This is a genomic window from Klenkia taihuensis (assembly GCF_900112525.1).
GTDB classification, from domain to species: domain Bacteria; phylum Actinomycetota; class Actinomycetes; order Mycobacteriales; family Geodermatophilaceae; genus Klenkia; species Klenkia taihuensis.
The window spans coordinates 346921-372400 of the sequence record NZ_FOMD01000002.1 but is presented as its reverse complement, the minus strand read 5'-3'; the positions used below and the strand labels follow the sequence as shown (position 1 = coordinate 372400).

Here is a 25480-nt window from a genome sequence, read left to right as displayed (position 1 = left end):
GGGGTCGGTCGCCGATACCGTCACCGACGTGCTGCACCCGGTCGGCGACCTGCCTGCCGGCGTCTACTGGCGTCGGCGGGCCCTCGTGCTGGGCGCCGTGCTGTCCGTGGTCGGCGGCGGCAGCTGGCTGGCCACGTCGGCCACCGCCGCCCCCGGCGAGGGCACGACGGCCACGGCGAGCGCGACGGGGACCACCTCGGGCGTGCCGTCGCTGGAGCAGGTGGTGCCCTCGCTGGCCGCCGTCGCCGTCCCCTCGACCACGCCGGCCCCCGACCCCGCGCCCACCGCCGCTCCTGAGCCCCCCGCGGAGCCGGTCGTCGAGACCGCGCCCGCCGGCCCGGTGTACACCCCGGGCCAGGCCTGCACCGACGACATGATCGCCGTCGACGTGGTGCCCGAGGCGCCCCAGGCCACGGCCGCCAGCAAGCCCACCTTCACCCTCGTCGTCACCAACACCTCACCGGTGCCGTGCACCCGCAGCCTGGACGCCGGGCTGCGCGAGGTCGTGCTGCTCGACGCCGCCGGCACCCGGGTGTGGGGCAGCAACGACTGCTTCCCCGAGGTCAGCAGCGACCCGCGCACCCTCGGCGTCGGGGAGGCGGTCAGCGTCCCGATCCAGTGGGGCGGCCTGACCAGCACCCCGGGCTGCACCACGCCGCGGACCGCGCCGGCGCCGGGCAGCTACACCCTGCAGGGCCGGCTGGACACCAAGGTGGGCACCCCGGCGGCCTTCGCCGTCGGCTAGCTGTACCGGTCGAGGATCGAGGTCTCGGCCAGCCGGGACAGCCCCTCGCGGATGCCGCGGGCCCGGGCCTCGCCCACGCCGTCGACGCTGAGCAGCTCCTCGATGGTGGCGGCCAGCAGCTTCTGCAGGCCACCGAAGTGGGTGACCAGCCGGTCGATGATGCCCGCCGGCAGCCGCGGCACCCGGGCCAGCAGGCGGTAGCCGCGCGGGCTGACCGGGGAGTCCAGGGCGTCGGGGGAGGTGGGCAGGCCGTAGCAGCGGGCCACCGCGGACAGGTCGAGCAGCTCGGTGGCGCTCAGCGCCCGCAGGTCGGTGAGCACCTCCTCGCCGGCAGGCGTGCGGCGGCCGTCGGAGGGCAGGTAGTCGCGGACCAGCAGGCCGCGGTCCTCCTCGACCCCGGCGAGCATCTCGTCCAGCTGCAGGGCCAGCAGCCGGCCGTCGGTGCCGAGCTCGACGACGAAGCCCTCGATCTCGTCGGCGATCCGGCGGACCATCTCCAGCCGCTGGCTCACGCTCATCGCGTCGCGCACGGTGACCAGGTCCTCGATCTCCAGCGCCGACAGCGTGCTGGCGACCTCGTCCAGGCGCAGCTTGTAGCGCTCGAGGGCGGCCAGCGCCTGGTTCGCCCGCGCCAGGATCGTGGTCGGGTGCTCCAGCGTGTAGCGCCGGCCGGCCACGTAGACCGAGATGATGTGCATCGACTGGCTGACCGAGATGACCGGGAACCCGGTCTGCAGGGCCACGCGCTCGGCGGTGCGGTGCCGGGTGCCCGACTCCTCGGTGGGGATGGTCGGGTCGGGCATCAGGTGCACGCCGGCGCGGACGATGCGCAGGCCGTCGGCGGAGACGATGACCGCGCCGTCCATCTTGGCCAGCTCGCGCAGCCGGGTGGCCGACAGCGCCACGTCCAGGGCGAACCCGCCGGTGCACAGGGACTCGACCACGCCGTCGTAGCCCAGGACGATCAGCGCACCGGTGCGACCGGCCAGGATCCGCTCCAGGCCGTCGCGCAGGGCGGTGCCCGGGGCGATGCGCCCGAGCAGTTCGCGCAGGGCGACGTCGGGGTCCAGGGCGGGCACGGTGAGCTCCTGACGTGGGCGGGGTCGGCTCAGCGAGTCTAGGTGACCGCACGGGGCGGGGCGGGGCGTGCGGTCGTCCCGTGACCGGCCGGTGACCTGCGCGGCCCGGCTCAGAACAGCCGGTTGAGCAGGGCGCCGAGGTCGGGCACCTCGACCACCCGCAGCCCGCGCGGCACCGGGCCGGGGTCGGGCGGGACGACGGCGAGGGTGTAGCCCTGCCGTGCGGCCTCGGCGAGACGGCGCCCGATGCCGCCGACCCGGCGGACCTCCCCGGACAGCCCGACCTCGCCGAAGGCCACCATGCCCACCGGCAGCGCCTTGTCCTTGGCCGAGGAGGCGATGGCCAGGGCGACGGCCATGTCGGCCGCGGGCTCGAGGATGCGCACGCCGCCGACCGAGGCGGCGAACACGTCGGAGCCGCCCAGGGGCACCCCGCCGCGCCGCTCGACCACGGCGTTGATCATCGCCAGCCGCTGCGGGTCCAGCCCGCTGACCGCCCGCCGCGGCGACCCGCCGCCGTTGTTGGTGGCCACCAGGGCCTGCACCTCGGCCAGCAGCGGACGGCTGCCCTCCATGGTCACCGTGACGCTGCTGCCGGCCACCGGTGCGGCCCGCTTGGAGACGAACAGGTGCGAGGGGTCGGGCACGCCGACCACGCCGCCGTCGCCGATCTCGAAGCAGCCGATCTCGTCGGCCGGGCCGAACCGGTTCTTGGTGGCCCGCACCAGCCGCAGGGTGGAGTGCCGCTCGCCGTCGAAGCTGATGACCACGTCGACCAGGTGCTCCAGCGCCCGGGGGCCGGCGATCGCGCCGTCCTTGGTGACGTGGCCGACCAGGATGACGGTCATGCCGCGGGCCTTGGCCACGCCGGTGAGCGCGCTGGCCACCGCGCGGACCTGGGTGGCGCCGCCGTCGGTGCCGTCGACGGCGGGGGAGCGGACGGTCTGCACGCTGTCGAGGACCAGCAGCGAGGGGTTGACCTCCTCGACGTGGGACAGCACCGCCGACAGCTCGGTCTCGGCGGCCAGGAACAGGTGCGGGTGCAGCGCGCCGATGCGCTCGGCCCGCAGCCGCACCTGCGCCGCGGACTCCTCGCCGGACACCACGAGCGTGGGACCGCCTGCCTCGGCGACCCGGTGGGCGACCTCGAGCAGCAGCGTGGACTTGCCCACCCCGGGCTCGCCGGCGACGAGCAGCACGGCGCCGGGGACCAGCCCGCCGCCGAGCACGCGGTCGAACTCGCCGATGCCGGTGGGCACCGCCCGGGAGCCCTCGAGCTCGACCTGGGCGATGGGGCGCGCCCGGCCGGTGACCGGGCCGGGGGCGACCGCGCGCAGCCCGCCGGAGGCGCCGCCGCCGACCTCGGTGAGGGTGCCCCAGGCCTGGCACTCGGGGCAGCGGCCGACCCAGCGGGGCGAGGTGGCGCCGCACTCGGTGCAGCGGTGGGCGGGGCGGGACTTCACGACCGTGGGTGGCACACGGCCATGGTGGCCCGGGGGTACGACAGAACCGCGGAGGTCACCCCTCGGCGGCGCCGCCCTCCTCCTCGTGGAAGTCGAACTCCTCGCCGCGCGGCAGGTCCAGCGACGGGGTGCCGACCAGCACCGGGAGGGTGACCTCGCCGGCGTCGCGGAAGGTGAAGGTGACCTCGAGGGACTGGGCGGGGGTGAGCGTCTCGGTGAGCCCGGTCAGGGTGACCTGGACGTCGCCCTCGCCGACGTAGACGTTGCCGCCGGCCGGGATGGTGAACCCGGTGGGGGCCTCCTCGCCCTCGGCGGAGGGGTCGAGGACCTCGTAGCCCTCGAAGCCGGGGCCGGAGATGTCGGTCAGCTCGTCGTCGGCGGTGCCGGAGTTGGCGATGGCGACCAGGAGCCGGGCGTCGCCGCCCTCCTCGTACGAGCCGCTCTGCGGGTAGGCCGTGGTGGCGGTGCGCAGGTGGATGCTGCCCAGGTCGGCCTGGCCGCCGCGGATGTCGCGGTCCTGGGTGGCGGTCTGGGCGATCTGGCCGGCGCTGCAGGCAGACAGGGCCACCGGGGACAGCACCAGCACACCGATCGTGGCGGCGCGCACAACGCGGTTCACGGCGGGGGACCTCCTACGGCTCCGGGCACACCCGGGCTTCGTCGACTCGAGTCGCGGTGAGCCTATCGGTCTGCCCACCATGCGCGCGTGGAGGTGAGCGGTGTGGCTGCGGACGACCCGGCGCTGGCCGACTTCCCGGCGCGCGCGCCGGGCACCCGGCGGTGGTGCTTCGCCGACCAGCTCGGCCCGCACTTCCTCGACGAACCGCACCAGGAGGTGCTGCTGGTCGAGTCCCGGGCGGTGTTCCGGCGGCGCCGGTTCCACCGGCAGAAGGCCCACCTGCTGCTCTCGGCGCTGCGGCACCGGGCGGCCGAGCTCGGCGACCAGGCCCGCTTCCTCCAGACGACCACCTACGCCGAGGCGCTGGACGCCGTCGACGAGCCGCTGAGCGTCTGCGCGCCCACCACCTGGCCCGCGCGGGACTTCGTGCTGGCCCGCGACGGCGTGCAGGTGCTCGCCTCGCGCGGGTTCGTCACCGACGAGCAGACCTTCCGGCGCTGGGCCACCGGCCGCGGCACCGATGGCGGCAAGCGGCTGCTGATGGACGACTTCTACCGGGCCGCCCGCCAGCACCACGACGTCCTCATGGAGGGCGGTGAGCCCACCGGCGGGAAGTACAACTTCGACCACGACAACCGGGAGCCCCCGCCGAAGGACGGCGCGTCGCCGGCGCCGGAGCCGTGGATCCCGGCCGAGGACGAGATCGACGAGCAGGTGCGCGCCGACCTCGACCGCTGGGAGGCCGACGGCGACGTCTCCTTCGTCGGCGACGACGGCCCCCGGCTGTTCCCGGTCACCCGGCGGGAGACCCTGCACCGGCTGCGCGACTTCCTGGCCCACCGGCTGGCCGCCTTCGGCCCGCACGAGGACGCGATGCTGGCCGACGAGCCCTGGCTGGCGCACTCGCTGCTGTCGGCGCCGATGAACCTGGGCCTGGTCGACCCGGCCGAGGTGGTGCAGCGGGCCGAGCAGGCCTACCGCGACGAGGGCCTGCCGCTGAACTCCGTCGAGGGCTTCGTCCGGCAGGTGATGGGGTGGCGCGACTACATCTGGCACCTCTACTGGCACCTGGGCCGGGACTACCGGCACGGCAACGCCCTGGACGCGCACGCCGAGGTGCCCGCCTGGATGGCCGAGCTCGACACCGCCGACCTCGACGCGGCCTGCCTGTCCGGGGTGGTCGGCGACCTGCGCTCCCGCGGCTGGGTGCACCACATCCCGCGGCTGATGGTGCTGGGCAACTACGCCCTGCAGCGCGGCATCGAGCCGCTGGCGATGACCGACTGGATGCACCGCACCTTCGTCGACGCCTACGACTGGGTGATGGTGCCCAACGTGGTGGGCATGAGCCAGCACGCCGACGGCGGGGTGCTGGCCACCAAGCCCTACGCCGCGGGCGGGGCCTACATCGACCGCATGAGCGACTACTGCGGCGGCTGCCGGTACGACCCGAAGAAGCGCCTGGGCGAGGACGCCTGCCCCTTCACCGCCGGCTACTGGGGCTTCCTGGACCGGGTCGAGGACACGTTGTCGGGCAACCGGCGGATGGCGCAGCCGCTGGCCGGCCTCCGCCGGCTCAAGGACCGCGAGGCGGTCGTGGAGCAGGAGCAGCAGCGGGGGACCGACCCCTACTGAACCGCCCCGCCGCCCACCAGCAGCAGGACGACGTCGACCACGGTCAGCAGCATCACCGCCGGGAAGGCCGCGGCCCGGAACCGGGCGGTGCCCGCCAGCGCGGCGACCACCAACGCGGGGACGGCGACCACCAGCGCGACCCAGCCGACCGCGGACGGCGGCCCGGCGGGGCCCAGCACCAGCACCAGCGACGCCGCGCCGAGCAGCCCGGCCGCGACCAGTGCGGACACGGTGGCGCCGAGCCGGTGCGGCAGGCCGCGCACACCGGTGGCGGCGTCGTCCTCCAGGTCGGGGGCGACGTTGGCCAGGTGCGCGGCGCCGCCGAGCAGGGCGCCGGCGGCGACCAGCCACCACGGGGCGACCGGGGTGCCCGGCGCCGCGGCCACGACGCCGGCCGGCAGCAGCCCGAAGGCGACCAGGTAGGGCAGCATCGAGGCCGCCGTCCGCTTCAGCCCGGCGTTGTAGGCCCAGCCGCCGGCGACCACGCCCAGCAGCAGCACCCCCGGAGCCGGCCCGAGCGCCAGCGACAGGACGACGGCGAGCACGACGGCGGCCAGCGCCGCGGCGCGTAGCCGGGCGGGGGTGACCAGGCCCTGCACGGTCGGCTTGTCGGCCCGGGCGACCGTGGCGTCGCGGCCGGCGTCCAGCCAGTCGTTGCTCCACCCGATGGACGCCTGCCCGGCCAGCACGGCCAGCCCGACGAGCACGGTGCGGCCGGCCCCGACCCCCGACGCGAGGGCGAGCAGGGTGGCCACCGCGGTGACCGCCACGGTGGGCCCGAGATGGGTCGCCAGGGCCATCGCGGTGACGGTGCGCACAGCCCCCGACCGCGGCCGGCCACCCGGCACACGCACACCAACCACCCCTCTGTCAACCCCTCCCTGACCAGCGACAAGCCCCTGACCTGCGCATTTGGCAGGACCAACCAGTTCTCCCGCACCCGTCCCGTGGTATTCTGTGCGACAGCGAAAGGGGTCACACACACATGGGCTTCACTGTCGGCGAGACCGTCGTCTACCCGCACCACGGCGCAGCGCTCATCGAGGCGATCGAGAAGCGGACCATCAAGGGTGAGGAGAAGGCCTACCTCGTGCTCAAGGTCGCCCAGGGCGACCTGACCGTACGCGTGCCGGCCGACAACGCGGAGATCGTGGGTGTCCGCGACGTCGTGGGCCAGGAAGGCCTGAACAAGGTCTTCGAGGTGCTGCGTGCCCCGCACACCGAGGAGCCGACCAACTGGTCGCGCCGCTACAAGGCCAACCTCGAGAAGCTGGCCTCCGGTGACGTGAACAAGGTGGCCGAGGTCGTCCGCGACCTGTGGCGCCGCGACAAGGACCGCGGCCTGTCGGCCGGGGAGAAGCGGATGCTGTCCAAGGCCCGCCAGATCCTGGTCAGCGAGCTCGCGCTCGCCGAGGGCACCAACGAGGACAAGGCCGAGGTGCTGCTCGACGAGGTCCTCGCCAGCTGACTTCCCGCACACGCATCGCCCGAGGGGCCCCCGACCACCTGGTCGGGGGCCCTTCGTGCATCCGGGAGACTGCCCGCATGCAGCTGCCGCTGGTGGGGATCGGGGTCGACGTGCACGCCCTGGAGGTGGGCCGTCCGCTGTGGGTGGCCGGCCTGCACTGGCCCGACGCCGAGGCCGGGCTGGCCGGGCACTCCGACGGCGACGTCGTGGCGCACGCCGCCTGCGACGCGCTGCTCTCCGCCTCGGGGGTCGGTGACCTGGGCGGGGTGTTCGGCACCTCGCGGCCGGAGTACGCCGGCGCCTCCGGGCTCACCCTGCTCGCCGAGACCGCCCGGCTGGTGCGCGACGCCGGGTTCGACGTCGGGAACGTCGCCGTCCAGCTGGTCGGGAACACCCCGCGGATGAGCGCCCGCCGCGAGGAGGCCGTCGAGGCACTGTCCGGCGCGCTGGGCGCCGTCGTCCGGTTGTCGGCCACCACGACCGACCGGCTCGGGCTCACCGGTCGCGGCGACGGGCTGGCCGCGGTCGCGACCGCGCTGGTCGTCCCCCGGGGCTGAGGTCAGGCGACGCGGCGGCCGGTGCGGTCGCGGGCCAGCACCGAGCGGGCCAGGGTCTCGTCGCAGACCAGGACGTCGACCAGCTCCCCGCGCAGCGCACCGAGGACCGCGTCGGTCTTGACCCGCCCGCAGGCCACGCCCACGACGACGGGGATGGCGGCCAGCTCCTCGAGGGTCAGGGCCAGCACCCGGTCGTGCACCGCGCCCAGCACGGGCGCGCCGGCGGCGTCGAAGTAGCGGGAGGCGATGTCGCCGACGGGGGCGGCGGCGCGCAGGTGCTCGGCGTCGGGGCCCGCCAGGTCGAAGGACTCCAGCACCGCCTGGGACGACCCGTGCGCGGGGGAGCCGATGCCGACGAAGGCCATGTCGGCGCGGCGGGCGCGGGCCAGGGCCTGGGCCACCGAGGCCTCCTGGGCCAGCGAGTCCCGGGCGAGGGAGCTGGTCAGCGTGGCGGGGGCGTGCAGGTACTCGTAGCTGGCGCCCAGCCGGGAGGCCAGCTCGCGGACCAGTTCGTGGCCGGACACCTCGTTCTCCACGGCCGACTGGCCGCCGACGAGCTGCACCAGGTGCACGGCGTGGTCCCGGACGGGGTTGGTCTGCCAGACCATCGACTGCAGGGCGCTGCCCCAGGACAGGGCGACGGTCATCCCGTCGGCCACCTCGCCCAGCAGGTACCGGGCGGCCTGGGTGCCCACCTCGACCTGCGGGTTGCCCAGGGTCGTGCGCTGGGTGACCCGCACCGCGCGCAGGTTGAAGTGCTGGCGGAGGGTCTCCTCGAGGTCGCGGTCGCGGCCGGCGGGGTCGTTGATTCGGATCTCGACGATGCCCTGCTCGACGGCGGCGGCCAGCATCCGGGACACGTTGCTGCGGCTGGTGCCCACGCGGGCGGCGACCTCGGCCTGCGAGAGGTTGTCGACGTAGTACATCCGGGCGGCGGCCACCAGGGTCTCGGCGTCGCGGGGCGCGGGCACGGGCGGTCCTCTCGCTCGGGCGGGCGATCCGGCTCGGGCCGGTCCACCCCCGGGAATGGTGCCCCACCGGGCCGGGGGGCGTGGGGCGGAGCTGCCGCGGGAGGGGGACCCGCGGCAGCTCCGCCGGTTCAGGCGGCCGGCCGCAGGGCCGCGACCAGGTCGGCGGGGTCCCGGACCCCGGCCAGGCGCTCCGCCAACGCGGGGTCCTGCAGCACCGCGATGACCTCCCCGAGCGCGGTCACCTGCTCCTCGGGGTCCTTGACCAGCAGCATCACGGCCAGCTCGGCCGGCACCGTGCGGTCGGCCGAGCCCATCTCGGTGAACTCGACCGGCCGGGCCAGCAGGGCCACCACGACGCCTGCCTCGGCGACGTGGCCGGCGTCGGTGTGCGGGATGGCGGCCGGCACCGGCGTGGGCAGCCCGGTCGGGAACCGCCGCTCCCGGGCCACCACCGCGTCGGCGAAGGTGTCGTGCACCCGCCCGGCCCGGCGGGCCTGCTCCGCCATCAGGCGGAGCAGGTCCTCCGTGCCCGTCACCTCGGGGTGGACCAGCGCGAGGTCCTCGGTGAGCGTGCCGATCACGCGCTGGCCTGCGGGGCCGCAGCGGCCTCGACCTCGGCGGCCTCGGCCCGGTCGCGGCGCTTGACCACCCGGGAGATGGCCACCGCCAGCACGATGCTCAGCACCGCGCCGACCAAGACGCCGACCGCGCCCATGCTGCCCAGCCAGGTCAGCAGGCCGGTCAGCGGGTTGGCGCCGTCGACCAGCGAGGAGATGCGCGAGGCACCCTGCTCGTTGGTGAAGCCCGAGTCGGTGGCGACCTGGGTGAAGGTGCCCGAGATGGCGGTGGCGATGAAGAGGCCGCCGCCGATGACCAGGGCGCCGCCGATCACCGAGCGGACGATGTTGCCGCGGAAGATCGGCACCATGATCGCGATGATGAACGGGATGGTCGCCAGGTCGACCAGGGGCAGCACCTGGTTGCCGACCGGGGCCAGCGCGATCGCCAGCACGATGGTGATCGGCACCAGCAGCAGCGCGGTGGCCAGCACGGCCGGCTGGCCGACGGCGAGCGCGGCGTCCAGGCCGATGTAGAACTTCTTGCCCGGGAACTTGCGGGCGAGGAACTCGCGGGCGGCCTCGGAGACCGGGATCAGGCCCTCCATGAGGATCGCCACCATGCGGGGCAGCAGCAGCATGATCGCCGCCACGTTGATGCCCAGGGTCAGGATCGAGATGGAGTCCGCGCGCGGGTCGTCGAAGCCGTAGCCGGCCAGGCCCAGGACCAGGCCGATGACCAGGCCCAGGAACATCGACTCGCCGAAGACGCCGAAGCGCTTCTGGATCGACAGCGGGTCGGCGTGCAGGTTGCGCAGGCCGGGGGTGCGGTCGAAGAGCCAGTTCAGCGGGATGGCGAAGACCGCGTAGGGCGCCGCCGTGGCGTGCGGGAACGAGATGTCGGGGAACTGGAAGTACTTCTGCACCAGCGGGGCCGACCAGTCGGCCAGGGCCAGCGTGATGACCATCGAGACGCCGGCCGTGGCCAGGCCCAGCCAGAGGTTGTCGCTGACCGCGGCGACCAGGGCGCCCGAGAGCGCGAAGTGCCAGTAGTTCCACAGGTCGATGTCGAAGGTGCGGGTCAGGCCGACCAGCAGCAGGACGACGTTGAGCACCAGGCAGAACGGGATGATCAACGCGCCGACGGTGGAGCCGAAGGCGATCGCGGCACTGGAGGGCCAGCCGACGTCGACGATGCCGAGGTCGACGTCGAACCGCTGCGCCAGCGCCTGGGCGGCCGGGCTGACCTGCGCGAACAGCAGGCCGATCACCAGGCCCACGCCGATGAAGCCGATGCCGATGAGCACGCCGGAGCGGGCGGCGCGGCTGGCCTTCTGGCCCAGCACGATGGCCAGGACCGTGATGAGGATGGGCAGGACCACGGCCGCGCCCACGTCGTTGAAGTACGACGTGATGGCCTTCAGGGCGTCTTGCATGTCGGGCTCCAGTGCTCTCTCGAGGGGGTGCGGGGGTCAGGCGGACAGGCGGGCGGCGATGTCGTCGAGGACGGCGTCCACGCCCATGCCGGTCAGGAAGGGCAGCCCGGCGACGACGGGGATGGCCACCGAGTCGGGGATCTGGGTCGTCGCGACGATCAGGTCGGCCTGCGCGCTGCCGGAGAGCAGGTCCATGACCTTCCCCTGCTGCACGTCGACGTCCAGGCCGCGCGAGGCGAGGGACTCGCGGATCTTGGTGGCGACGACGGTCGACGTGGCCACGCCGGTCCCGCAGATGACCAGCACCTTCTTCTTCACGATCAGGCCCTCCAGGCGGCTCATGCACATTTGTGCACACACCGGGACGTGTGTGCGGGCAGAGGTTGAGCCAGCGCAGGTGTGGCGTCAAGCACATGTTGTGCGCAATGGATCTGTCGTCGTTGGCGATCAGGAGAGGGTCTTGCGTCACACCTCGGGCGCCCCTACATTGCCGTGAGCAGACGTGAAGACCGTCGTCACAAACGTGCAGACCAGGGAGCTCGTCATCACTGCCATCGCGCACCAGCCGCCTGTCCAGGACGGACGTCCCGTGGCGCCGTCCGCCGACCCCGTGACCGCCCGCACCTCGCTGGCCACCATGTGGAAGATCCGCCGCTTCGAGGAGGCCGTGGACGACCTGTTCGCCCGCGGCCTGATGCACGGCACCATGCACCTGTCGATCGGCCAGGAGGCCAGCGCGACCGGTGTCTGCCTGGCCCTCCGGGAGCGCGACGCCATCACCAGCACCCACCGCGGCCACGGCCACTGCATCGCCCAGGGTGCCGACCTGACCCGGATGATGGCCGAGCTGTTGGCCAAGGAGAGCGGCTACTGCCGCGGCCGCGGCGGCTCGATGCACATCGCCGACGTCGCCACCGGCAACCTCGGGGCCAACGGCATCGTCGGCGGCGGCATCCCGATCGCCGCCGGCGCGGCGCTGGCCTACAAGATGCGCGGCGAGGACCGCGTGGTCGCGAGCTTCTTCGGCGACGGCGCGACCAACGAGGGCGCCTTCCACGAGGGCCTGAACCTGGCCGCGATCTGGGACCTGCCGGTGGTCTTCGTCTGCGAGAACAACAAGTACGGCATGAGCTTCTCCACCGAGTTCTCGATGGCCGTGCCGCACGTGGCCGAGCGCGCGGCCGCCTACGGCATGCCCGGCGTCACCGTCGACGGCAACGACCTCGACGCGGTGCACGCCGCGGCCGCCGAGGCCGTCGACCGCGCCCGCAACGGCGGCGGCCCGACCCTCATCGAGGCCGAGACCTACCGCTGGAAGGGCCACAGCAAGAGCGACAAGAACCTCTACCGCACCCGCGAGGAGATCGCGGAGTGGCGGGAGCGCGACCCAATCCTGGCCTTCGAGACGAAGGTGACGGAGTCCGGTCTGCTGACCGCCGAGGACGTCGCGGCCGCCCGCGACGAGGCCACCGAGGCCGTCAAGGCCGCCGTCCGCGAGGCCAACTCCGGGGTCGACGCCGACCCCGGCGACCTGCTCGACGCCGTCTTCGCCCCCGCCGACACCCAGGACGTGACCCGATGACCGCCATCGCCGAGAACGCCGCCGCCGAGACCGAGCGCGGCGAGATGACCTACTCCGAGGCGATCCGCGAAGGCCTCGCCGAGGCCATGGCCGCCGACGACCGTGTGTTCATGCTCGGCGAGGACGTCGGTGTCTACGGCGGTGCCTTCGGCGTCAGCGGCGACCTCGTGCACCGGTTCGGCAAGGAGCGGGTGCGCGACACCCCCATCTCCGAGCTCGGCATCGTCGGTGCCGCCGTCGGCGCCGCGCTGGCCGGCATGCGGCCGATCGTGGAGATCCAGTTCTCCGACTTCACCTGCCAGGCGATGGACCAGATCGTCAACCAGGCCGCCAAGATCCACTTCATGCTCGGCGGGGCGGTGTCGGTGCCGATGGTGCTGCGCACCCCGCTGGGCTCGGGCACCGGCGCCGCGGCGCAGCACTCGCAGAGCCTGGAGGCGTGGTTCGCCCACGTGCCCGGCCTCAAGGTGGTCATGCCCAGCACCGTGTCCGAGGTCAAGGGCCTGCTGCTGGCCGCCATCGACGACCCCAACCCGGTCGTCTTCCTCGAGCACAAGCTGCTCTACCGGACCAAGGGCGTCGTCCCCGCCGGCGCCGACCGCGTGCCGCTGGGGAGGACCGTCACCCGCCGCGAGGGCGCCGACCTGACCATCGTGGCCACCGGCGTGATGGTGGGCCGCAGCCTGGAGGCCGCCGAGCGGCTGGCCGCCGAGGGCATCGAGGCCACCGTCGTCGACCCGGTCACCCTGACCCCGCTGGACGAGGCGCCGATCCTGGACGCCGTCCGCCGCACCGGCCGCGTGCTGCTGGTGCAGGAGGCCCCCGGCCACGTCGGCTACATGGGCGAGATCGCCGCCCGCATCGCCGGCTCGTCGGCGATCTACAGCCTCGAGGCGCCGATCAAGCGGCTGTGCGGGCTGGACGCCCCCATGCCCTACGCCCCGGCGCTGGAGTCGGCGATGGTCCCGCAGCTGGACGACATCGTCTCCGCCGCCCGCACCCTCGCCACCCAGGAGGCCTGAGCCGTGGCGCGTGTGCCCGTCCGCATGCCCAAGATGTCGATGACGATGACCGAGGGCGAGCTGTCCCACTGGGCGATCGGCGTCGGCGACGAGATCGCCTCCGGCGACGTCATCTGCGAGGTGCTCACCGACAAGGTGGACATGGAGGTCGAGAGCCCGGCCACCGGCACGCTGGTGGAGATCGTCCACGAGTCGGGCATCGTCCCGGTCGGGGAGCCGATCGGCTGGATCGAGGCCGACGGCGACTCCTTCACCGACCTGCTGGACTTCGGCGACACCAGCGAGCCCGCCGCCGCCGGCGACGAGCTCGGCTCCGACGGCGCCGACGCGCCCACCCCCGAGCCCGAGCCGGCCCCCGTGGCCGCACCCGCCGGCGCGGGGCCGGCGAGCTCCGGACCGGTCGCCGCGGTGCCCAGGGCCCGGGCGATGGCGTCGGCGGCCGGCGTGGACCTGCGGTCGATCACGCCGACCGGCCCCGGCGGGGTGGTCTCGATCGCCGACGTGCAGGGTGCGGTCGACGCCGCGGCGCAACCCGTGGCCTCCGCCCCGGCGCCGGCCAGGGCGCTGACCCCGCCGCAGCGCAAGCGTGCCGCCGCGCAGGCCCAGCCGGCCGCGGCGCCCGCTCCCGCGCCGGTCCCCGCCCCGGCACCCGCCCCGGCCCCCGTGGCCACGGCGGCTCCGGCCGCCGGGCAGGTCAGCGCCAAGGTCGCGGCCGTGCGCCGCGCGGTGGCCCGCAAGATGACCGAGAGCGCGGCCATCCCGCAGTTCACGGTCTGGCGCGACCTGGTGCTCGACACCGCCGACCAGCACCGCGACGGGCTGTCCTGGACCACGGTCCTGCTGCAGTCCTACGCCCGCGCGCTGCTGCAGGTGCCCCGGCTTCTCGACCGCTGGGACGGCGAGGCCGCCGTGCCCACGGGTGGGCCGGTCGTGGCCCTGGCGGTGGACACCCCGGAGGGGCTCATGGTGCCGACCTTCACCGGGCCGGAGAGCCAGAACCCGCGCAAGCTCGACGAGGACCTGCGCGCGGTGGCCAAGGCGGCCCGCACCGGCAAGGTCGACGCCGCGCACCAGGGGGTGGCCAACGCCAGCCTGTCCAACCTGGGCGGCCTCGGCGTCGACCGGTTCCAGGCCCTGATCACCCCGCCGCAGGGCAGCGTGCTCGCCCTGGGGTCGATCAGCCGCCGCCCGGTCGCCGTCCCCGGCGGCATCGGCACCGCGCTGGTGGTCACCGCGGGCCTGACCGTCGACCACCGGGTCGGCGACGGCGCCGACGGTGCCCGGTTGCTGGCCCTCATGGCCGACGACCTGGCCTGACCCCCGAACCCCCTCCCGGGCCGACGACGTCCCGGGAGGGCCCGCCCCGGTCCGCGGCAGCGCCGCTGCGGACCGGGGCTCCGTCGTTCCCGGACCGTGGGGTCCATGTGCACAGATGTGCAACGAATCTGAGAAAAAGTGCGACGAGTACTTGCGGGTGAGCGCTGTCACATGCCACTGTGCCTCGCGCAACAACGTGCACAACAGTGCAGACGCGATGGACGGAGGTGACGATGCCTGCTCCCCGAGACCTGGAGCTCCTGGTGGCCGCGGCCCGGCTGTACTACCTGGAGAACCAGTCGCAGGCCGAGGTGGCCCAGCGGCTGGGCACCAGCCGCAGCAACGTCTCCCGCATGCTCGCATCCGCCGTCGAGCAGGGTGTCGTCGAGATCCGGGTCAACGACCCGGCCGGCCGCGACCGCGAGCTCGAGGACGCCCTGCGCACCCGCTTCGGCCTGCGCGCCGTCCGCGTCGCCCAGCGCACCGCCGTCGGCGACGCCGACCAGCAGGTCGGCGTCCAGGCCGGCCGGCTGCTGCTCGACGAGCTGCGCGACGGCATGACCGTGGCGCTGTCGTGGGGGAGCGCCCTGCAGTCGATGGTCTGGCACACCACCGCCGAGCACGACTACGCGGTCAAGCTGGTCCAGCTCGTCGGCGGCCTGTCCGCCGTGGAGAACGAGGTCTCCGGCCACGAGCTGGTCCGCGAGCTCGCCTCCCGGCTGGGCGCCACCTACCGCTACCTGCACGCCCCGGCCACGCTGACCACCGCCGCCGCCCGCGACGCCCTCGCCGAGGAGGCCAGCGTCGAGCAGGCCCTGGCCGAGGCCCGCCGCGCCGACATCGCCTTCGTCGGCATCGGCACGCCGGCCCACGGCTCGTCCGCGGCGATCCTCACCGCGCTGGCGCTGGACGCCGAGGAGGCCTCGCAGCTGCGCAAGGCCGCCCCCGTCGGCGACATCGCCGCCCGCTACTTCGACGCCGAGGGCAACCCGGTCCTCGGCGCCGTCCACGAGCGCGTGCTCGCCGTGACCCTCTCCGACCTCGCCGCCATCCCCACCGTCGTCGGCGTCGCCTGCGGCCGGGTCAAGGCCGCCGGCGTCCTGGGCGCCCTGCGCGGCCGCCTGGTCGACGTCCTGGTGTGCGACGAGAGCCTGGCCCGCGCCGTCCTGGCCCTGGCCCGCGACACCGACCGCACACCCGGCACCGACCGCACACCCGACACCGACGAGAGCGAGGCACCGCGATGAACTGGGCGATCCTGCTGGTCCCCGTCGTCCTGGGGACCGTCCTGCAGCTGTGGCTGACCGCCAAGCAGACCACCGCCTGGGCGCAGGAGCTGCGCCGGCTGCGCCCCCTCGGCGCCACCGCCGTCGGACGCGGCGGCCGTCGCTACCGCGGCGGGCTGGCCTTCGTCGCGGTCGCCGTCGCCGACGGGCGCGTCACCGGCGCCTTCACCCTCCGCGGTTTCACCACCTTCGCCCGGCCCGCCCCGCTGCCCGCCCTCGTCGGCGTGCGGCTGGCGGTGGTCGCCGGCGACCGGCCCCTCGAGGGCCTCACCCAGCCCGAGCGCGATGCCGCTCGTCAGGCGGCCGGCCTGCTCCGGACCGCCCTGGCCACCCGCCCCGGAGCCACCAGCACCCCCGGGACGACGGCCGCACCCAGCACCGCAGGGGCCGCCTCCCCGGCGTGACCCGCCGGGGGCCCACCCCCCGCTCCACCGCTCGGCCGACCCACCGCACCACGGGACCGGTCTCCCCGCCGTGCCCTGATCCACCCCACCCACCCCCGTCAGACCCCGAGGAGGGATGCACGCCATGCACGTCCTGGCTGCAGACGCACCCCAGGCTGAGGACCCCACCGGCTTCTTCGGTGTCCTCGCCCACGCCGCCGAGTGGTTCATCGGCCTCTTCCAGGCCGGCGCCGAGAACTTCGTCGGCCTGCTCACCGGCATCATCCCGCTGCTCATCGTCCTGCTGACCGCGGTCAACGCCCTGGTCCGCGCCATCGGCGTCCAGCGCATCGAGCGGTTCGGCGAGATGGCCGCCCGCCCGGGCATCCAGTGGTACCCGGTGCGCTACCTGGTGCTCCCGGTGCTCTCGGTCTTCTTCCTGACCAACCCCATGTGCTACACGATGGGCCGCTTCCTGCCCGAGAAGTACAAGCCCGCCTTCTACGACTCCTCGGTCAGCTTCGTGCACCCGATCCTCGGCCTGTTCCCGCACGCCAACCCGGGTGAGTACTTCGTCTACGCCGGCATCGCCGTCGGCATCACCCAGCTCGGCTTCGGCCTGGGCGACCTCGCCGTCCGCTTCCTGCTCGTCGGCCTCGTCGTGATCCTCATCCGCGGCGTCGTCACCGAGCTCATCACCGCCCGTCTGCTGGCCCGCAACACCCGCAACGAAGGAGCCCTGGCGTGAGCACCGCGACCACCGAGAAGCCGAAGTCCGGCGCGGCCAGCAAGGCCAGCGGCGCCCTGGTCAAGGTCGGCAAGGCCGTCGGCGGCGTCGTCGGCGTCCTCTACCAGGCCGGCCGCGACACCATCGACACCGTCATCCGCAACATCATCCCGTTCATGGCCTTCGTCTCGGTCATCGTCGGGATCGTCACCTACACCGGCCTGGGCGACTTCCTGGCCCGGTTCATCGCCCCCCTGGCGTCGAGCCTCGTCGGCCTGCTGATCATCTGCATCTTCTGCGCCATCCCGGTGCTGTCGCCGGTGCTCGGCCCCGGCGCGGTCATCGCGCAGGTCGTCGGCGTCCTGCTCGGCACCCGCATCGGTGCCGGCGACATCCCGCCGCAGTACGCCCTCCCGGCCCTGTTCGCCATCAACCCCCAGGTCGGCTGCGACTTCATCCCCGTGGGCCTGGCCCTCGGGGAGGCCGAGCCGGAGACCGTCGAGGCAGGGGTCCCGGCGGTGCTGTTCAGCCGCCTGGTCACCGGTCCCATCGCGGTCGTGCTGGCCTACTTCGCCAGCTTCGGGCTGTACTCGTCCAACTGACCCACCACCGCACCACCAGCAACGAAGAGGAGCACGAGATGTCCGACTACAAGTCCGTCACCATCAGCGCGGGGCGCGGCGGCTGGGGTGGTCCCCTCACCATCACCCCGACCGCGGACAAGCCGCTGATCTACAGCGTCACCGGCGGTGGCATCCACCCCGTGGCCGCCAAGATCGCCGAGCTGACCGGGGGCGAGGCCTTCGACGGCTTCAAGAGCTCCGCTCCGTTCGACAAGATCGCCGTGGCCGTCATCGACTGCGGCGGCACCGCCCGCGTCGGCGTCTACCCGATGAAGAAGGTCATGACCGTCGACGTGCACGCCACGTCGCCGTCGGGCCCGCTGGCCTCCTTCATCAAGGAGGACATCTTCGTCTCCGGTGTCGGTGTCGGGGACGTGGTCGAGAAGTGACCGCCCCCGAGGTGACGGTGGAGGAGCAGGTCCTCTACTCCTCCACCGTCACCGAGGTCGGGGAGCAGGTCGGCATGTTCGTCGGGGACCACGGCATCCTGGTCCTCTTCGGCGCCGACTCCCCGGCCGAGCTGCATGACTTCTCCGCCCTGCACGAACCGACGGTGGCCAGCGCCGGCCCCCGCCCCGGCGACGTCGTCGAGCTGGGGGGCACCCGCATCCCCGTGCTCGCCGTCGGCGCGGTGGTCGAGGCCAACCTGGTCAACCTCGGCCACATCGACTTCAAGGCCAACGGCTCAGGCGAGGCAGACATGCCCGGTGACTGCAACCTGCCCGTCGGCTCGCTCGTGCTCCCGCAGCCGGGCGACACCTTCCGCATCCTGCGACCGGCCGGTCCGGTCGCCACCCCCGAGGACGCCTCATGAGCTACAGCTCCCGGCTCGCCGCCCTGGAGGCCGAGCGCGGCCGCCCGGTCCGCGTCGCCCTGGTCGGCGCCGGCCAGATGGGCCGCGGCTTCGCCGCCCAGGCCCACCGCATGACCGGCGTGCACGTCGCCGCCGTCGTCGACGTCGTCGCCGAGCGCGCGTCGGAGGCCCTGGTCGGGACCGGCCAGCAGCCCGTCGTCAGCCACGACCTCGACGAGGTCACCCGGGTCATCGAGGGCGGCGGCGCGGTCGCGCTCGACGACCTCTCGATGCTCACCGACCTGCCCGTCGACGTCGTCGTCGAGGCCACCGGCGTGCCCGAGATCGGCGCCCAGGTCGCCGTCCGCTGCCTGCTCGCCGGCAAGGACATCGCCACCCTCAACGTCGAGTCCGACGTGACCATCGGCCGCCTGCTGCACGACCTGGCGCAGTCCACCGGCGCGATCTACTCGATCTGCCGCGGCGACGAGCCCGTCGAGTGCAAGATCCTCGTCGACTACGCCCGCGACCTCTCGATGGAGGTCGTCATGGCGGGCAAGGGCAAGAACAACCCGCTCGACCCCTCGGCCACGCCCGCCTCGCTGACCGAGGAGGCGCAGCGCAAGGGCATGAACCCGAAGATGCTCTGCAGCTTCGTCGACGGCTCCAAGGCCATGATCGAGATGGCCGCGCTGGCCAACACCACGGGCCTGGGCGTCTCCACCCGCGGCATGCACGGCCCGGCGTCGACCGTCCCGACCCTGCAGGACACCTTCGCCCTGGTCGAGGACGGCGGCGTGCTGGAGAAGGCCGGCGTCGTGGACTACTGCACCGGCCCGGTCGCGCCCGGCGTGTTCGTCGTCGTCCGCACCGACGACCCCTACGTCAACCACGAGCTGTCCTACCTGCAGATGGGCACGGGGCCGTACTTCGCCCTGTACCGCCCCTACCACCTGGCCAGCGTCGAGGCGCCGCTCACCGTCGCCGAGATGGTCGTGGACCGCCGGGCCAGCCTGACCTCGGAGTTCTGGACCGCCGAGGTCGGCGCGGTCGCCAAGTCCGACCTGGCCGCGGGCACCGTGCTCGAGGGCGTCGGCGGCGCGCACGTGCACGGCCTGATCGAGGACGCCGGCGACTTCGCCGCCGGCAACCGGGTGCCGCTGGGCGTCATCGCCCACGCGCGCCTGGTCCGCGACGTCCCGGCCGGGGAGTACCTGACCTACGACGACGTGGAGCTGGCGTCGGACTCGGTCATCGTGGCGCTGCGCAAGCTGCAGGACGCGACCCCGGCCGGCACCGCGCCGTCCGAGGCCGACCTGGTCGCCGCGCTGGGCGGCGTCCCGGCCTGAGACCGCGCACCTACGCTGACCGGGTGACCGGTGAGCAGACCCCGCCGCGGGCAGCCCTCGTGCTGCTCGCGGCGGGGACCGGGTCCCGCACGGGGCACCGCACCAACAAGGTGTTCCTGCCGCTGGCCGGCCGGCGGGTGTTCGTCTGGACGCTGGACGCCACCGCGCACGACCCCGGCATCGGCCCGGTGGTGCTGGTCGTGCGGGCCGACGAGGTGGAGGCCGCGCGCACCGTGCTCGCCCGCGAGGCCCCGCGCCGCGACGTCCGCGTCGTCGTCGGGGGAGCCAGCCGGCACGCCTCGGAGTGGGCCGCGGTGCAGGAGCTGCTGCCGTCGATCGAGCAGGGGGAGGTGGACGTGGTGCTGATCCACGACGCCGCGCGCCCGCTGAGCGGTCCCGGCCTGTTCCGGGACGTCGCCGCGGCCGCCCGCGAGCACGGCGGCGCCGTCCCCGGACGCCGCCAGCCCGGCCTGCTGCACCGCGACGGGCTCGCCGTCCGCGCGGGGGAGGCCGTCGGCGTGCAGACCCCGCAGGGCTTCACCGCCCGCGAGTTGGTGGCCGCCTACCGGGCCGCCGCCGACGCCGGGTTCGAGGGCTCGGACACCGCGGCCAGCATCGAGCGCTTCGCCCCGCAGGTGCGCATCTGCAACGTGCCGGGCAGCTCGACCAACATCAAGATCACCTACGCCGAGGACCTGTTCCTCGCCGAGGCGCTGCTCGCCCGGTCGTCGTTCGACGTGCGCCGGCTCGGGCCCGGGGCGGCAGGGGGGAGCTGACGTGGAGGAGCCGGAGTACGCCGACCTGACCTGCACCGCGTGCGGTCGCACCGCCGAGCACGAGCTGCGGCACGTGGGCCGGCTGCTGGCCACCACGACCTGCACCGCGTGCGGGCACGTCGTCGAGGTCGTGCCCCGCTCGATGCTGACCGGCTACCTGCACGACCTCGAGCACCGGGTGACCAGCAAGCCGGTCCGGATGGCGCGCCGGGCCCGCCGCGACCCGCTGCGCTTCGCCCGCGAGCTGCCCGGCGCCCTGCTCCGCCAGCCCGGCAAGCTGCTCGCCGAGCTCGGCACGCTGATCCGCGGCCGCTGAGCCTCAGCGCTCGCGCAGCCGGCCGCGCAGGCCGTGCAGGCACTCCATGAGGACGACGTCGTCGGCGTCGGTGAGCCGGCGCCCGGCCGAGGGCACCTCGAGGGGCACCACCGTGCCCAGCCCCTCGAGCGCGTCGAGCACCGCGACCAGGTCGGCCAGCTGACCGGCCGTCGGCAGCTCCGCGGCGAGGGCGTCCAGCAGCGCGGGGCCGACGACGACCGGCGAGGCCAGCGCGCTGAGCGCGTCGCGGTCGACGGTGCCCACCACGGCGCCGTCGACGACCTCCTTGACCGTGTCGGTGACCGGCCGGACGCCGACCACCACCCCCCTCGGCCCGGCCGCGGCGAGCAGCTGCACCGCCTCCCGCACCGCCGACGCCGGCAGCAGCGGGCACAGCGCGTCGTGCAGCACCAGGCCGTCGGTGGCCAGCGACCGCCAGTGCTCCCCGGGGTGCAGGCCGAGCGCACCGCCCTGCCCGCGGCCGAGCACCCGCACCTGCACGGTGGCCACCGCCCGCAGGGTGTCCACCCCGTGCGCCGGCAGCGGCCGGTCCTGCAGCCGCAGCCCGGGGACGGCCGCCGGGTTCTCCACGACCAGGCCGAGCAGGCCGGTGGCCCGGGCGGGGCCGCGGGAGGGCGCCGGGGCGCCGGTCGTGGGCATCCCCCTCACGTTACTGAGCCTGCGCACGCGCACCGGGACCGGCGTCGGCCCGGGGATCCGTAGACTCCCGTCGGTGGACCTCCGGCTGTACGACTCCGCCGCGCACGCCGTGCGCGACTTCGTGCCCCTGCGGGCCGGCCGGGTGTCGATGTACGTCTGCGGGCTGACCGTCCAGGGGCCCCCGCACATCGGGCACGTCCGCGCCGCGCTGGCCTTCGACGTGCTGCGCCGCTGGCTGACCGCGCAGGGCCTGGACGTCACCTTCGTCCGCAACGTCACCGACGTCGACGACAAGATCCTCGCCAAGGCCGCCGCGAACGGCGTCGAGTGGTGGGACTGGGCCTACCGCAACGAGCTGGCCTGCACCCGCGCCTACCAGGTGCTGGGCACGCTGCCGCCCACCTACGAGCCGCGCGCCACCGGCCACGTGCCCGAGATGGTGGAGATGATCGGCCGGCTGGTCGAGCGCGGGCACGCCTACGCCGCCGGCGGCGACGTGTACTTCGACGTCCGCTCCTGGCCGGCCTACGGCGAGCTGACCGGGCAGAAGGTCGAGGACCTGCAGCCCGCCGGCGACGCCGACACCGACGACCTCAAGCGCGACCCCCGCGACTTCGCGCTGTGGAAGGCGCACAAGCCCACCGACCCGGCGACGGCGTCCTGGGACACCCCGTGGGGGCGGGGCCGTCCGGGCTGGCACCTGGAGTGCTCGGCCATGGCGCACAAGTACCTGGGCGAGGAGTTCGACATCCACGGCGGCGGCCTGGACCTGCGCTTCCCGCACCACGAGAACGAGCAGGCGCAGTCCCGCGCGGCCGGCGACCCGTTCACCCGCTACTGGCTGCACAACGGCTGGGTCACCCTGGGCGGGGAGAAGATGAGCAAGTCGATGGGCAACACCGCCCTGGTCGACGACGTCGTCACCCGGGTCCGCCCGGTCGAGCTGCGCTACTACCTGGTCGCCCCGCACTACCGGTCGACCGTCGAGTTCACCGACGCCGCGCTCGAGGAGGCCGGGGCGGCCTACCGTCGGCTGGAGTCCTTCGTCCGCCGCGCCGCCGAGCGGGTCGGGGCGGTCGAGGGCGGCCGGCTGCCCGACGCCTTCGTCGCCGCGCTCGACGACGACCTGGGGACGCCGGCCGCGGTCGCCGTCGCGCACGAGCACGCCCGCGCCGGCAACACCGCGCTGGCCGCCGGCGACGACGCGGCGGTGGCCGCCGAGCTCGGCGCGGTCCGGGCCATGCTCGGCGTGCTCGGCCTGGACCCGCTGGACCCGCAGTGGGCCGACGGTGCCGCCGACGACCGGCTCGCCACCGCCACCGACGGGCTGGTGCGGCTGGCGCTCGAGCAGCGCGCCGCCGCCCGGGCCCGCAAGGACTACGCCGCCGCGGACGCGATCCGCGACCAGCTGACCACCCTCGGCGTCGTCGTCGAGGACACCCCGTCCGGCCCCCGCTGGGAGCTCTCCCGGTGAGCCGGACAGCAGCACGGAGAGAGAACTGATGGCAGGCAACAGCCAGCGACGAGGCCGCACCACCGGGGCGGGCAAGAAGGGCGCCACCACCGGCACCGGCGGGCACAAGCGCCGCGGCCTGGCCGGGCGCGGCAACACCCCCAAGGCCGAGGACCGGCCCTACCACCCGGCGTTCAAGAAGGCCAAGGCCGCCGCCGCCCGCCGCGACAACCGGGCACGGGTGCAGAAGCGCAACGAGGAGCAGCCCGAGCTGCTGCTGGGCCGCAACCCGGTCGTGGAGGCGCTGCGCGCCGCCATCCCGGCGCAGGCCCTCTACGTGGTCACCGGCGACGGCAGCCGCGGCGGCACCGACGAGCGGATCGCCGAGGCCGTGCAGCTGGCCGGCGACCGCGGCCTGCCGCTGCTGGAGGTCGGCCGCGCCGAGTTCGACCGGATGAGCGACGGCGCCCTGCACCAGGGCATCGGCCTGATGGTCCCGCCCTACGACTACGCGCACCCCGACGACCTGCTCGACGTGGCGCGCGATGCCGGGCGGCCCCCGCTGGTGGTGGCCCTCGACGGCGTCACCGACCCCCGCAACCTGGGTGCCGTGGTCCGGTCGGCCGCCGCGTTCGACGCGCACGGCGTCGTGGTCCCGCAGCGCCGGTCGGTCGGCATGACCGCCTCGGCCTGGCGCACCTCCGCCGGCGCGGCCGCGCGGGTGCGGGTGGCGCGCGCGGTCAACCTGGCCCGCACGCTGGCCTCCTACCAGGACGCCGGCCTGCAGACCGTCGGCCTGGCCGGCGACGGCGACGTCGACCTGCACTCCTACGACGGGTTCGCCGACCCGGTCGCGCTGGTGGTCGGCGCGGAGGGCGCGGGGCTGTCCCGGCTGGTGCGGGAGCGGTGCGACGTCGTCATCCGCATCCCGATGACCAAGGACACCGAGTCGCTCAACGTCAGCGTCGCGGCCTCCATCGCCCTCTACGCCGCGGCCTCCGCCCGCCGCTGATGACCCGGCCGGCGACGGCGCAGCGGCTGGACCTCGCGCCGCACCCGGAGGGCGGGTGGTTCCGGCGCACCTGGACCGGGCCGGCCGGGGACGGCGGCCGCCCGCAGGCCACCGCGATCCTGTTCCTGCTCGCGCCGGGGGAGCGCTCGGCGCCGCACACCGTGGACGCCGACGAGCTGTGGCTCTGGCACGGCCCGGGGGCGCTGGAGCTGCACGTGGGGGAGGAGCGGGTGCAGCTCGACGCCGCGCACCCGCAGGCCCTGGTCCCGGCCGGCGTCCGGCAGGCCACCGCGCCGACCGCCGGCGAGGTGCTGGTCAGCTGCGTGGTCTCGCCCGGCTTCGAGTGGTCCGGGTTCGCGCTGGGCTGATCAGCCGATCAGCTGGCCGACGGTGTGGATCACCAGGCCGGCCAGGCCGCCGACGACGGTGCCGTTGACCCGGATCCACTGCAGGTCCCGGCCCACCTGCAGCTCGATCCGCCGGCTGGTCTCCTCGGTGTCCCACCGCGCCACGGTGGTGCTGACCAGCTCGGCGGCGTCCCCGCTGAACCGGGTCACCGCCCAGCGGGCCGCGCGCACGGTCTGCGCCTGCACGGTGGCCCGCACCTGCTCGTCCTCCTGCAGCACCCGGGCGGCCCGCAGCAGCAGGTCGCGCACGCGGGCCCGCAGCGCCGAGCCGGGGTCGTCGGCGGCGGCCAGCAGCGCCGACTTCGCCGTCCCCCACAGGCCCGCCGACCAGGTGCGCACCGCGGGGTGGTCGAGCAGGTCGGCCTTGAAGTCCTCGACCTTGGCCGCCGTCGCCGGGTCGGTGCGCAGTGCCTGCACGTAGGCGCGCAGCCGGGCGTCGTAGGAGCGGCGGAGCTCGTGCTGGGGGTCGGCGCCGACCTCGGCCAGGAAGCGCTGCACGCCGTCGAAGGCCCGCACGAAGACCCGGTCGTCCACCCAGTCGGGCACCCAGACCGGCGAGGCGTCGGACAGCTGCGCCCGGAACAGCGCCCGGTTGTCCCGGAGGAAGGCGGCCAGCCCGGTCAGCCCGGCCGACAGCACGTCCTGGTGCTTGTCGCCGTCGACCACGGCCTCGATCACCCGGGCCACCACCGGCGCGGCCGGGGTCTCCCGCGCCTTGCGGTCGACCAGGGCGCCCACGGCGTCGGTCACGACGTCGTCGTCCAGCAGGTCGAACAGCGCCCGGACGGCGGTCCCGGCGTCCCCGGCCAGCCGCTGGGCGCGACCCGGGGAGGCCAGGAAGCCCCCGATCCGGCCGGGGACGTCGACGGTCGCCAGCCGCTCCTCGACGACCGCGGCGGTCAGGAAGTTCTCCTGCACGAAGGCGCCCAGGCTGGTGCCGATCTGGTCCTTCTTGCGCGGGATGACCGCGGTGTGCGGGATGGGCAGCCGTAGCGGGTGCCGGAACAGCGCGGTGACGGCGAACCAGTCGGCCAGCGCACCGACCATCGACGCCTCGGCGGTGGCCTCCACGTAGCCGACCCAGGTGCGGTCACCGCCCCACACGACGCAGGCCAGGTAGACCAGCGCGGCCGCCACGAACAGCCCGGTGGCCAGCAGCTTCATCCGGCGCAGGTCGCGGGCGCGGGCCGGGTCGTCGAGCGCGCCGGTCAGCGGGACGGGGGGAGCCACCGGCCCAGGCTATG

29 protein-coding genes are annotated in these 25480 nt (G+C 74.5%); 19 read left to right on the top strand and 10 right to left on the bottom strand.

All coding sequences use genetic code 11. The annotated features are described in order from the left end of the window. Positions 1–28: 28 nt before the first annotated feature. A complete protein-coding gene (locus BM158_RS09720) occupies positions 29–745 on the top strand; it encodes a MucR family transcriptional regulator (RefSeq protein WP_091557264.1) in 717 nt (238 codons plus the stop codon). On the opposite strand, the gene disA is transcribed toward BM158_RS09720, so the two are convergent. From disA to BM158_RS09705, 3 genes are all read right to left on the bottom strand, one after another. Next, positions 742–1824, bottom strand: coding sequence for a DNA integrity scanning diadenylate cyclase DisA (disA, locus tag BM158_RS09715; RefSeq protein WP_091557260.1), 1083 nt, complete (start codon positions 1822–1824; stop codon positions 742–744). The two genes, BM158_RS09720 and disA, sit on opposite strands and share 4 nt — an antisense overlap. 110 nt (positions 1825–1934) lie before the next feature. Next, positions 1935–3302 (bottom strand): DNA repair protein RadA, encoded by a 1368-nt coding sequence (radA, locus tag BM158_RS09710; protein ID WP_191328701.1) that lies wholly within the window; start codon positions 3300–3302, stop codon positions 1935–1937. A 40-nt stretch (positions 3303–3342) separates the two neighbouring features. Next, positions 3343–3906 carry a copper chaperone PCu(A)C domain-containing protein gene (locus BM158_RS09705; RefSeq protein ID WP_165628879.1) on the bottom strand — a complete coding sequence of 188 codons (564 nt, stop codon included), beginning with the start codon at positions 3904–3906 and terminating at the stop codon, positions 3343–3345. A gap of 102 nt (positions 3907–4008) precedes the next feature. Here BM158_RS09705 and BM158_RS09700 point away from each other — a divergent pair, with 102 nt between their 5' ends. Beyond that, positions 4009–5541, top strand: coding sequence for a cryptochrome/photolyase family protein (locus BM158_RS09700; protein ID WP_229827722.1), 1533 nt, complete (start codon positions 4009–4011; stop codon positions 5539–5541). Here BM158_RS09700 and BM158_RS09695 read toward each other — a convergent pair. Next, on the bottom strand, positions 5535–6341 hold the full coding sequence (locus BM158_RS09695) for a UbiA family prenyltransferase (RefSeq protein ID WP_091558672.1): 807 nt from the start codon (positions 6339–6341) through the stop codon (positions 5535–5537). The genes BM158_RS09700 and BM158_RS09695 overlap by 7 nt on opposite strands. Before the next feature lie 185 nt (positions 6342–6526). On the opposite strand from BM158_RS09695, the gene BM158_RS09690 reads away from it, so the two are divergent. Both BM158_RS09690 and ispF read left to right on the top strand, forming a co-directional pair. Further along, positions 6527–7009 carry a CarD family transcriptional regulator gene (locus BM158_RS09690; RefSeq protein WP_091057700.1) on the top strand — a complete coding sequence of 161 codons (483 nt, stop codon included), beginning with the start codon at positions 6527–6529 and terminating at the stop codon, positions 7007–7009. A gap of 77 nt (positions 7010–7086) precedes the next feature. Next, on the top strand, positions 7087–7566 hold the full coding sequence (gene ispF, locus BM158_RS09685; protein WP_091557250.1) for a 2-C-methyl-D-erythritol 2,4-cyclodiphosphate synthase: 480 nt from the start codon (positions 7087–7089) through the stop codon (positions 7564–7566). Between the two features lie 2 nt (positions 7567–7568). On the opposite strand, the gene BM158_RS09680 is transcribed toward ispF, so the two are convergent. The 4 genes from BM158_RS09680 to BM158_RS09665 all read right to left on the bottom strand — a co-directional run bounded on the left by BM158_RS09680 (position 7569) and on the right by BM158_RS09665 (position 10872). Further along, a complete protein-coding gene (locus BM158_RS09680) occupies positions 7569–8537 on the bottom strand; it encodes a sugar-binding transcriptional regulator (protein WP_207506359.1) in 969 nt (322 codons plus the stop codon). Between the two features lie 128 nt (positions 8538–8665). Further along, positions 8666–9118, bottom strand: a complete 453-nt coding sequence (locus BM158_RS09675; RefSeq protein WP_091557246.1) for a PTS sugar transporter subunit IIA — start codon at positions 9116–9118, stop codon at positions 8666–8668. After that, positions 9115–10530 (bottom strand): PTS galactitol transporter subunit IIC, encoded by a 1416-nt coding sequence (locus BM158_RS09670; protein WP_091557244.1) that lies wholly within the window; start codon positions 10528–10530, stop codon positions 9115–9117. The genes BM158_RS09675 and BM158_RS09670 overlap by 4 nt, the downstream gene beginning before the upstream one ends. A 36-nt stretch (positions 10531–10566) precedes the next feature. Continuing rightward, positions 10567–10872 carry a PTS sugar transporter subunit IIB gene (locus BM158_RS09665; RefSeq protein WP_207506357.1) on the bottom strand — a complete coding sequence of 102 codons (306 nt, stop codon included), beginning with the start codon at positions 10870–10872 and terminating at the stop codon, positions 10567–10569. 247 nt (positions 10873–11119) lie between these two features. Between BM158_RS09665 and BM158_RS09660 the strand changes: the two genes are divergently transcribed. The 12 genes from BM158_RS09660 to BM158_RS09605 all read left to right on the top strand — a co-directional run bounded on the left by BM158_RS09660 (position 11120) and on the right by BM158_RS09605 (position 20704). After that, positions 11120–12112, top strand: coding sequence for a thiamine pyrophosphate-dependent dehydrogenase E1 component subunit alpha (locus BM158_RS09660; protein WP_207506355.1), 993 nt, complete (start codon positions 11120–11122; stop codon positions 12110–12112). Continuing rightward, entirely contained in the window at positions 12109–13134 is a 1026-nt protein-coding gene (locus tag BM158_RS09655; RefSeq protein ID WP_165628878.1) for an alpha-ketoacid dehydrogenase subunit beta, read from the top strand. The genes BM158_RS09660 and BM158_RS09655 overlap by 4 nt, the downstream gene beginning before the upstream one ends. Positions 13135–13137: 3 nt before the next feature. Beyond that, entirely contained in the window at positions 13138–14451 is a 1314-nt protein-coding gene (locus BM158_RS09650) for a 2-oxo acid dehydrogenase subunit E2 (protein WP_131802010.1), read from the top strand. Positions 14452–14684: 233 nt separating this feature from the next. Next, positions 14685–15698: a sugar-binding transcriptional regulator gene (locus BM158_RS09645; protein WP_091557237.1), complete on the top strand. Its 1014-nt coding sequence runs from the start codon at positions 14685–14687 to the stop codon at positions 15696–15698. Beyond that, on the top strand, positions 15695–16141 hold the full coding sequence (locus BM158_RS09640) for a transcriptional regulator GutM (RefSeq protein ID WP_091557235.1): 447 nt from the start codon (positions 15695–15697) through the stop codon (positions 16139–16141). Before BM158_RS09645 ends, BM158_RS09640 begins: the two co-directional genes overlap by 4 nt. A gap of 124 nt (positions 16142–16265) precedes the next feature. After that, on the top strand, positions 16266–16868 hold the full coding sequence (gene srlA, locus BM158_RS09635; RefSeq protein ID WP_091558652.1) for a PTS glucitol/sorbitol transporter subunit IIC: 603 nt from the start codon (positions 16266–16268) through the stop codon (positions 16866–16868). Beyond that, positions 16865–17449, top strand: coding sequence for a PTS glucitol/sorbitol transporter subunit IIB (locus BM158_RS09630; protein ID WP_109504841.1), 585 nt, complete (start codon positions 16865–16867; stop codon positions 17447–17449). Before srlA ends, BM158_RS09630 begins: the two co-directional genes overlap by 4 nt. A gap of 38 nt (positions 17450–17487) precedes the next feature. Then, positions 17488–17859, top strand: a complete 372-nt coding sequence (locus tag BM158_RS09625; RefSeq protein WP_091557232.1) for a PTS glucitol/sorbitol transporter subunit IIB — start codon at positions 17488–17490, stop codon at positions 17857–17859. Then, positions 17856–18284, top strand: coding sequence for a PTS glucitol/sorbitol transporter subunit IIA (locus BM158_RS09620; protein ID WP_091557228.1), 429 nt, complete (start codon positions 17856–17858; stop codon positions 18282–18284). Before BM158_RS09625 ends, BM158_RS09620 begins: the two co-directional genes overlap by 4 nt. Continuing rightward, positions 18281–19612, top strand: a complete 1332-nt coding sequence (locus BM158_RS09615) for an NAD(P)H-dependent oxidoreductase (protein WP_091557225.1) — start codon at positions 18281–18283, stop codon at positions 19610–19612. The genes BM158_RS09620 and BM158_RS09615 overlap by 4 nt, the downstream gene beginning before the upstream one ends. Before the next feature lie 23 nt (positions 19613–19635). Further along, entirely contained in the window at positions 19636–20388 is a 753-nt protein-coding gene (locus BM158_RS09610) for an IspD/TarI family cytidylyltransferase (protein ID WP_091557222.1), read from the top strand. A 1-nt stretch (position 20389) separates the two neighbouring features. Continuing rightward, on the top strand, positions 20390–20704 hold the full coding sequence (locus BM158_RS09605) for a hypothetical protein (RefSeq protein WP_091557219.1): 315 nt from the start codon (positions 20390–20392) through the stop codon (positions 20702–20704). Between the two features lie 3 nt (positions 20705–20707). Here BM158_RS09605 and BM158_RS09600 read toward each other — a convergent pair whose 3' ends face one another. Then, the gene (locus BM158_RS09600) at positions 20708–21364 is read right to left on the bottom strand and encodes a 2-C-methyl-D-erythritol 4-phosphate cytidylyltransferase (protein WP_091557215.1); all 657 of its coding nucleotides are present in this window, start codon (positions 21362–21364) and stop codon (positions 20708–20710) included. Between the two features lie 73 nt (positions 21365–21437). Here BM158_RS09600 and cysS point away from each other — a divergent pair, with 73 nt between their 5' ends. Genes cysS through BM158_RS09585 form a run of 3 tightly spaced genes read left to right on the top strand, consistent with a single transcriptional unit; the run spans position 21438 to position 24197 of the window. Continuing rightward, positions 21438–22838 (top strand): cysteine--tRNA ligase, encoded by a 1401-nt coding sequence (cysS, locus tag BM158_RS09595; protein WP_091557211.1) that lies wholly within the window; start codon positions 21438–21440, stop codon positions 22836–22838. A 28-nt stretch (positions 22839–22866) separates the two neighbouring features. After that, a complete protein-coding gene (rlmB, locus tag BM158_RS09590; protein WP_091557207.1) occupies positions 22867–23829 on the top strand; it encodes a 23S rRNA (guanosine(2251)-2'-O)-methyltransferase RlmB in 963 nt (320 codons plus the stop codon). After that, positions 23829–24197 (top strand): cupin domain-containing protein, encoded by a 369-nt coding sequence (locus BM158_RS09585; protein WP_091557204.1) that lies wholly within the window; start codon positions 23829–23831, stop codon positions 24195–24197. The genes rlmB and BM158_RS09585 overlap by 1 nt, the downstream gene beginning before the upstream one ends. On the opposite strand, the gene BM158_RS09580 is transcribed toward BM158_RS09585, so the two are convergent. Then, on the bottom strand, positions 24198–25466 hold the full coding sequence (locus BM158_RS09580; RefSeq protein WP_229827723.1) for a DUF445 domain-containing protein: 1269 nt from the start codon (positions 25464–25466) through the stop codon (positions 24198–24200). Positions 25467–25480 lie beyond the last annotated feature (14 nt).

What these genes read in the sequence shown, in the direction of transcription:
- BM158_RS09695 (WP_091558672.1), bottom strand. Translation starts at nt 6,341, where the DNA reads ATGGCCCTGGCGACCCATCTCGGGCCCACCGTGGCGGTCACCGCGGTG.
- BM158_RS09690 (WP_091057700.1), top strand. Translation starts at nt 6,527, where the DNA reads ATGGGCTTCACTGTCGGCGAGACCGTCGTCTACCCGCACCACGGCGCA.
- ispF (WP_091557250.1), top strand. Translation starts at nt 7,087, where the DNA reads ATGCAGCTGCCGCTGGTGGGGATCGGGGTCGACGTGCACGCCCTGGAG.
- BM158_RS09670 (WP_091557244.1), bottom strand. Translation starts at nt 10,530, where the DNA reads ATGCAAGACGCCCTGAAGGCCATCACGTCGTACTTCAACGACGTGGGC.
- BM158_RS09665 (WP_207506357.1), bottom strand. Translation starts at nt 10,872, where the DNA reads ATGAGCCGCCTGGAGGGCCTGATCGTGAAGAAGAAGGTGCTGGTCATC.
- BM158_RS09655 (WP_165628878.1), top strand. Translation starts at nt 12,109, where the DNA reads ATGACCGCCATCGCCGAGAACGCCGCCGCCGAGACCGAGCGCGGCGAG.
- BM158_RS09645 (WP_091557237.1), top strand. Translation starts at nt 14,685, where the DNA reads ATGCCTGCTCCCCGAGACCTGGAGCTCCTGGTGGCCGCGGCCCGGCTG.
- BM158_RS09640 (WP_091557235.1), top strand. Translation starts at nt 15,695, where the DNA reads ATGAACTGGGCGATCCTGCTGGTCCCCGTCGTCCTGGGGACCGTCCTG.
- srlA (WP_091558652.1), top strand. Translation starts at nt 16,266, where the DNA reads ATGCACGTCCTGGCTGCAGACGCACCCCAGGCTGAGGACCCCACCGGC.
- BM158_RS09625 (WP_091557232.1), top strand. Translation starts at nt 17,488, where the DNA reads ATGTCCGACTACAAGTCCGTCACCATCAGCGCGGGGCGCGGCGGCTGG.
- BM158_RS09615 (WP_091557225.1), top strand. Translation starts at nt 18,281, where the DNA reads ATGAGCTACAGCTCCCGGCTCGCCGCCCTGGAGGCCGAGCGCGGCCGC.
- BM158_RS09600 (WP_091557215.1), bottom strand. Translation starts at nt 21,364, where the DNA reads ATGCCCACGACCGGCGCCCCGGCGCCCTCCCGCGGCCCCGCCCGGGCC.
- rlmB (WP_091557207.1), top strand. Translation starts at nt 22,867, where the DNA reads ATGGCAGGCAACAGCCAGCGACGAGGCCGCACCACCGGGGCGGGCAAG.
- BM158_RS09585 (WP_091557204.1), top strand. Translation starts at nt 23,829, where the DNA reads ATGACCCGGCCGGCGACGGCGCAGCGGCTGGACCTCGCGCCGCACCCG.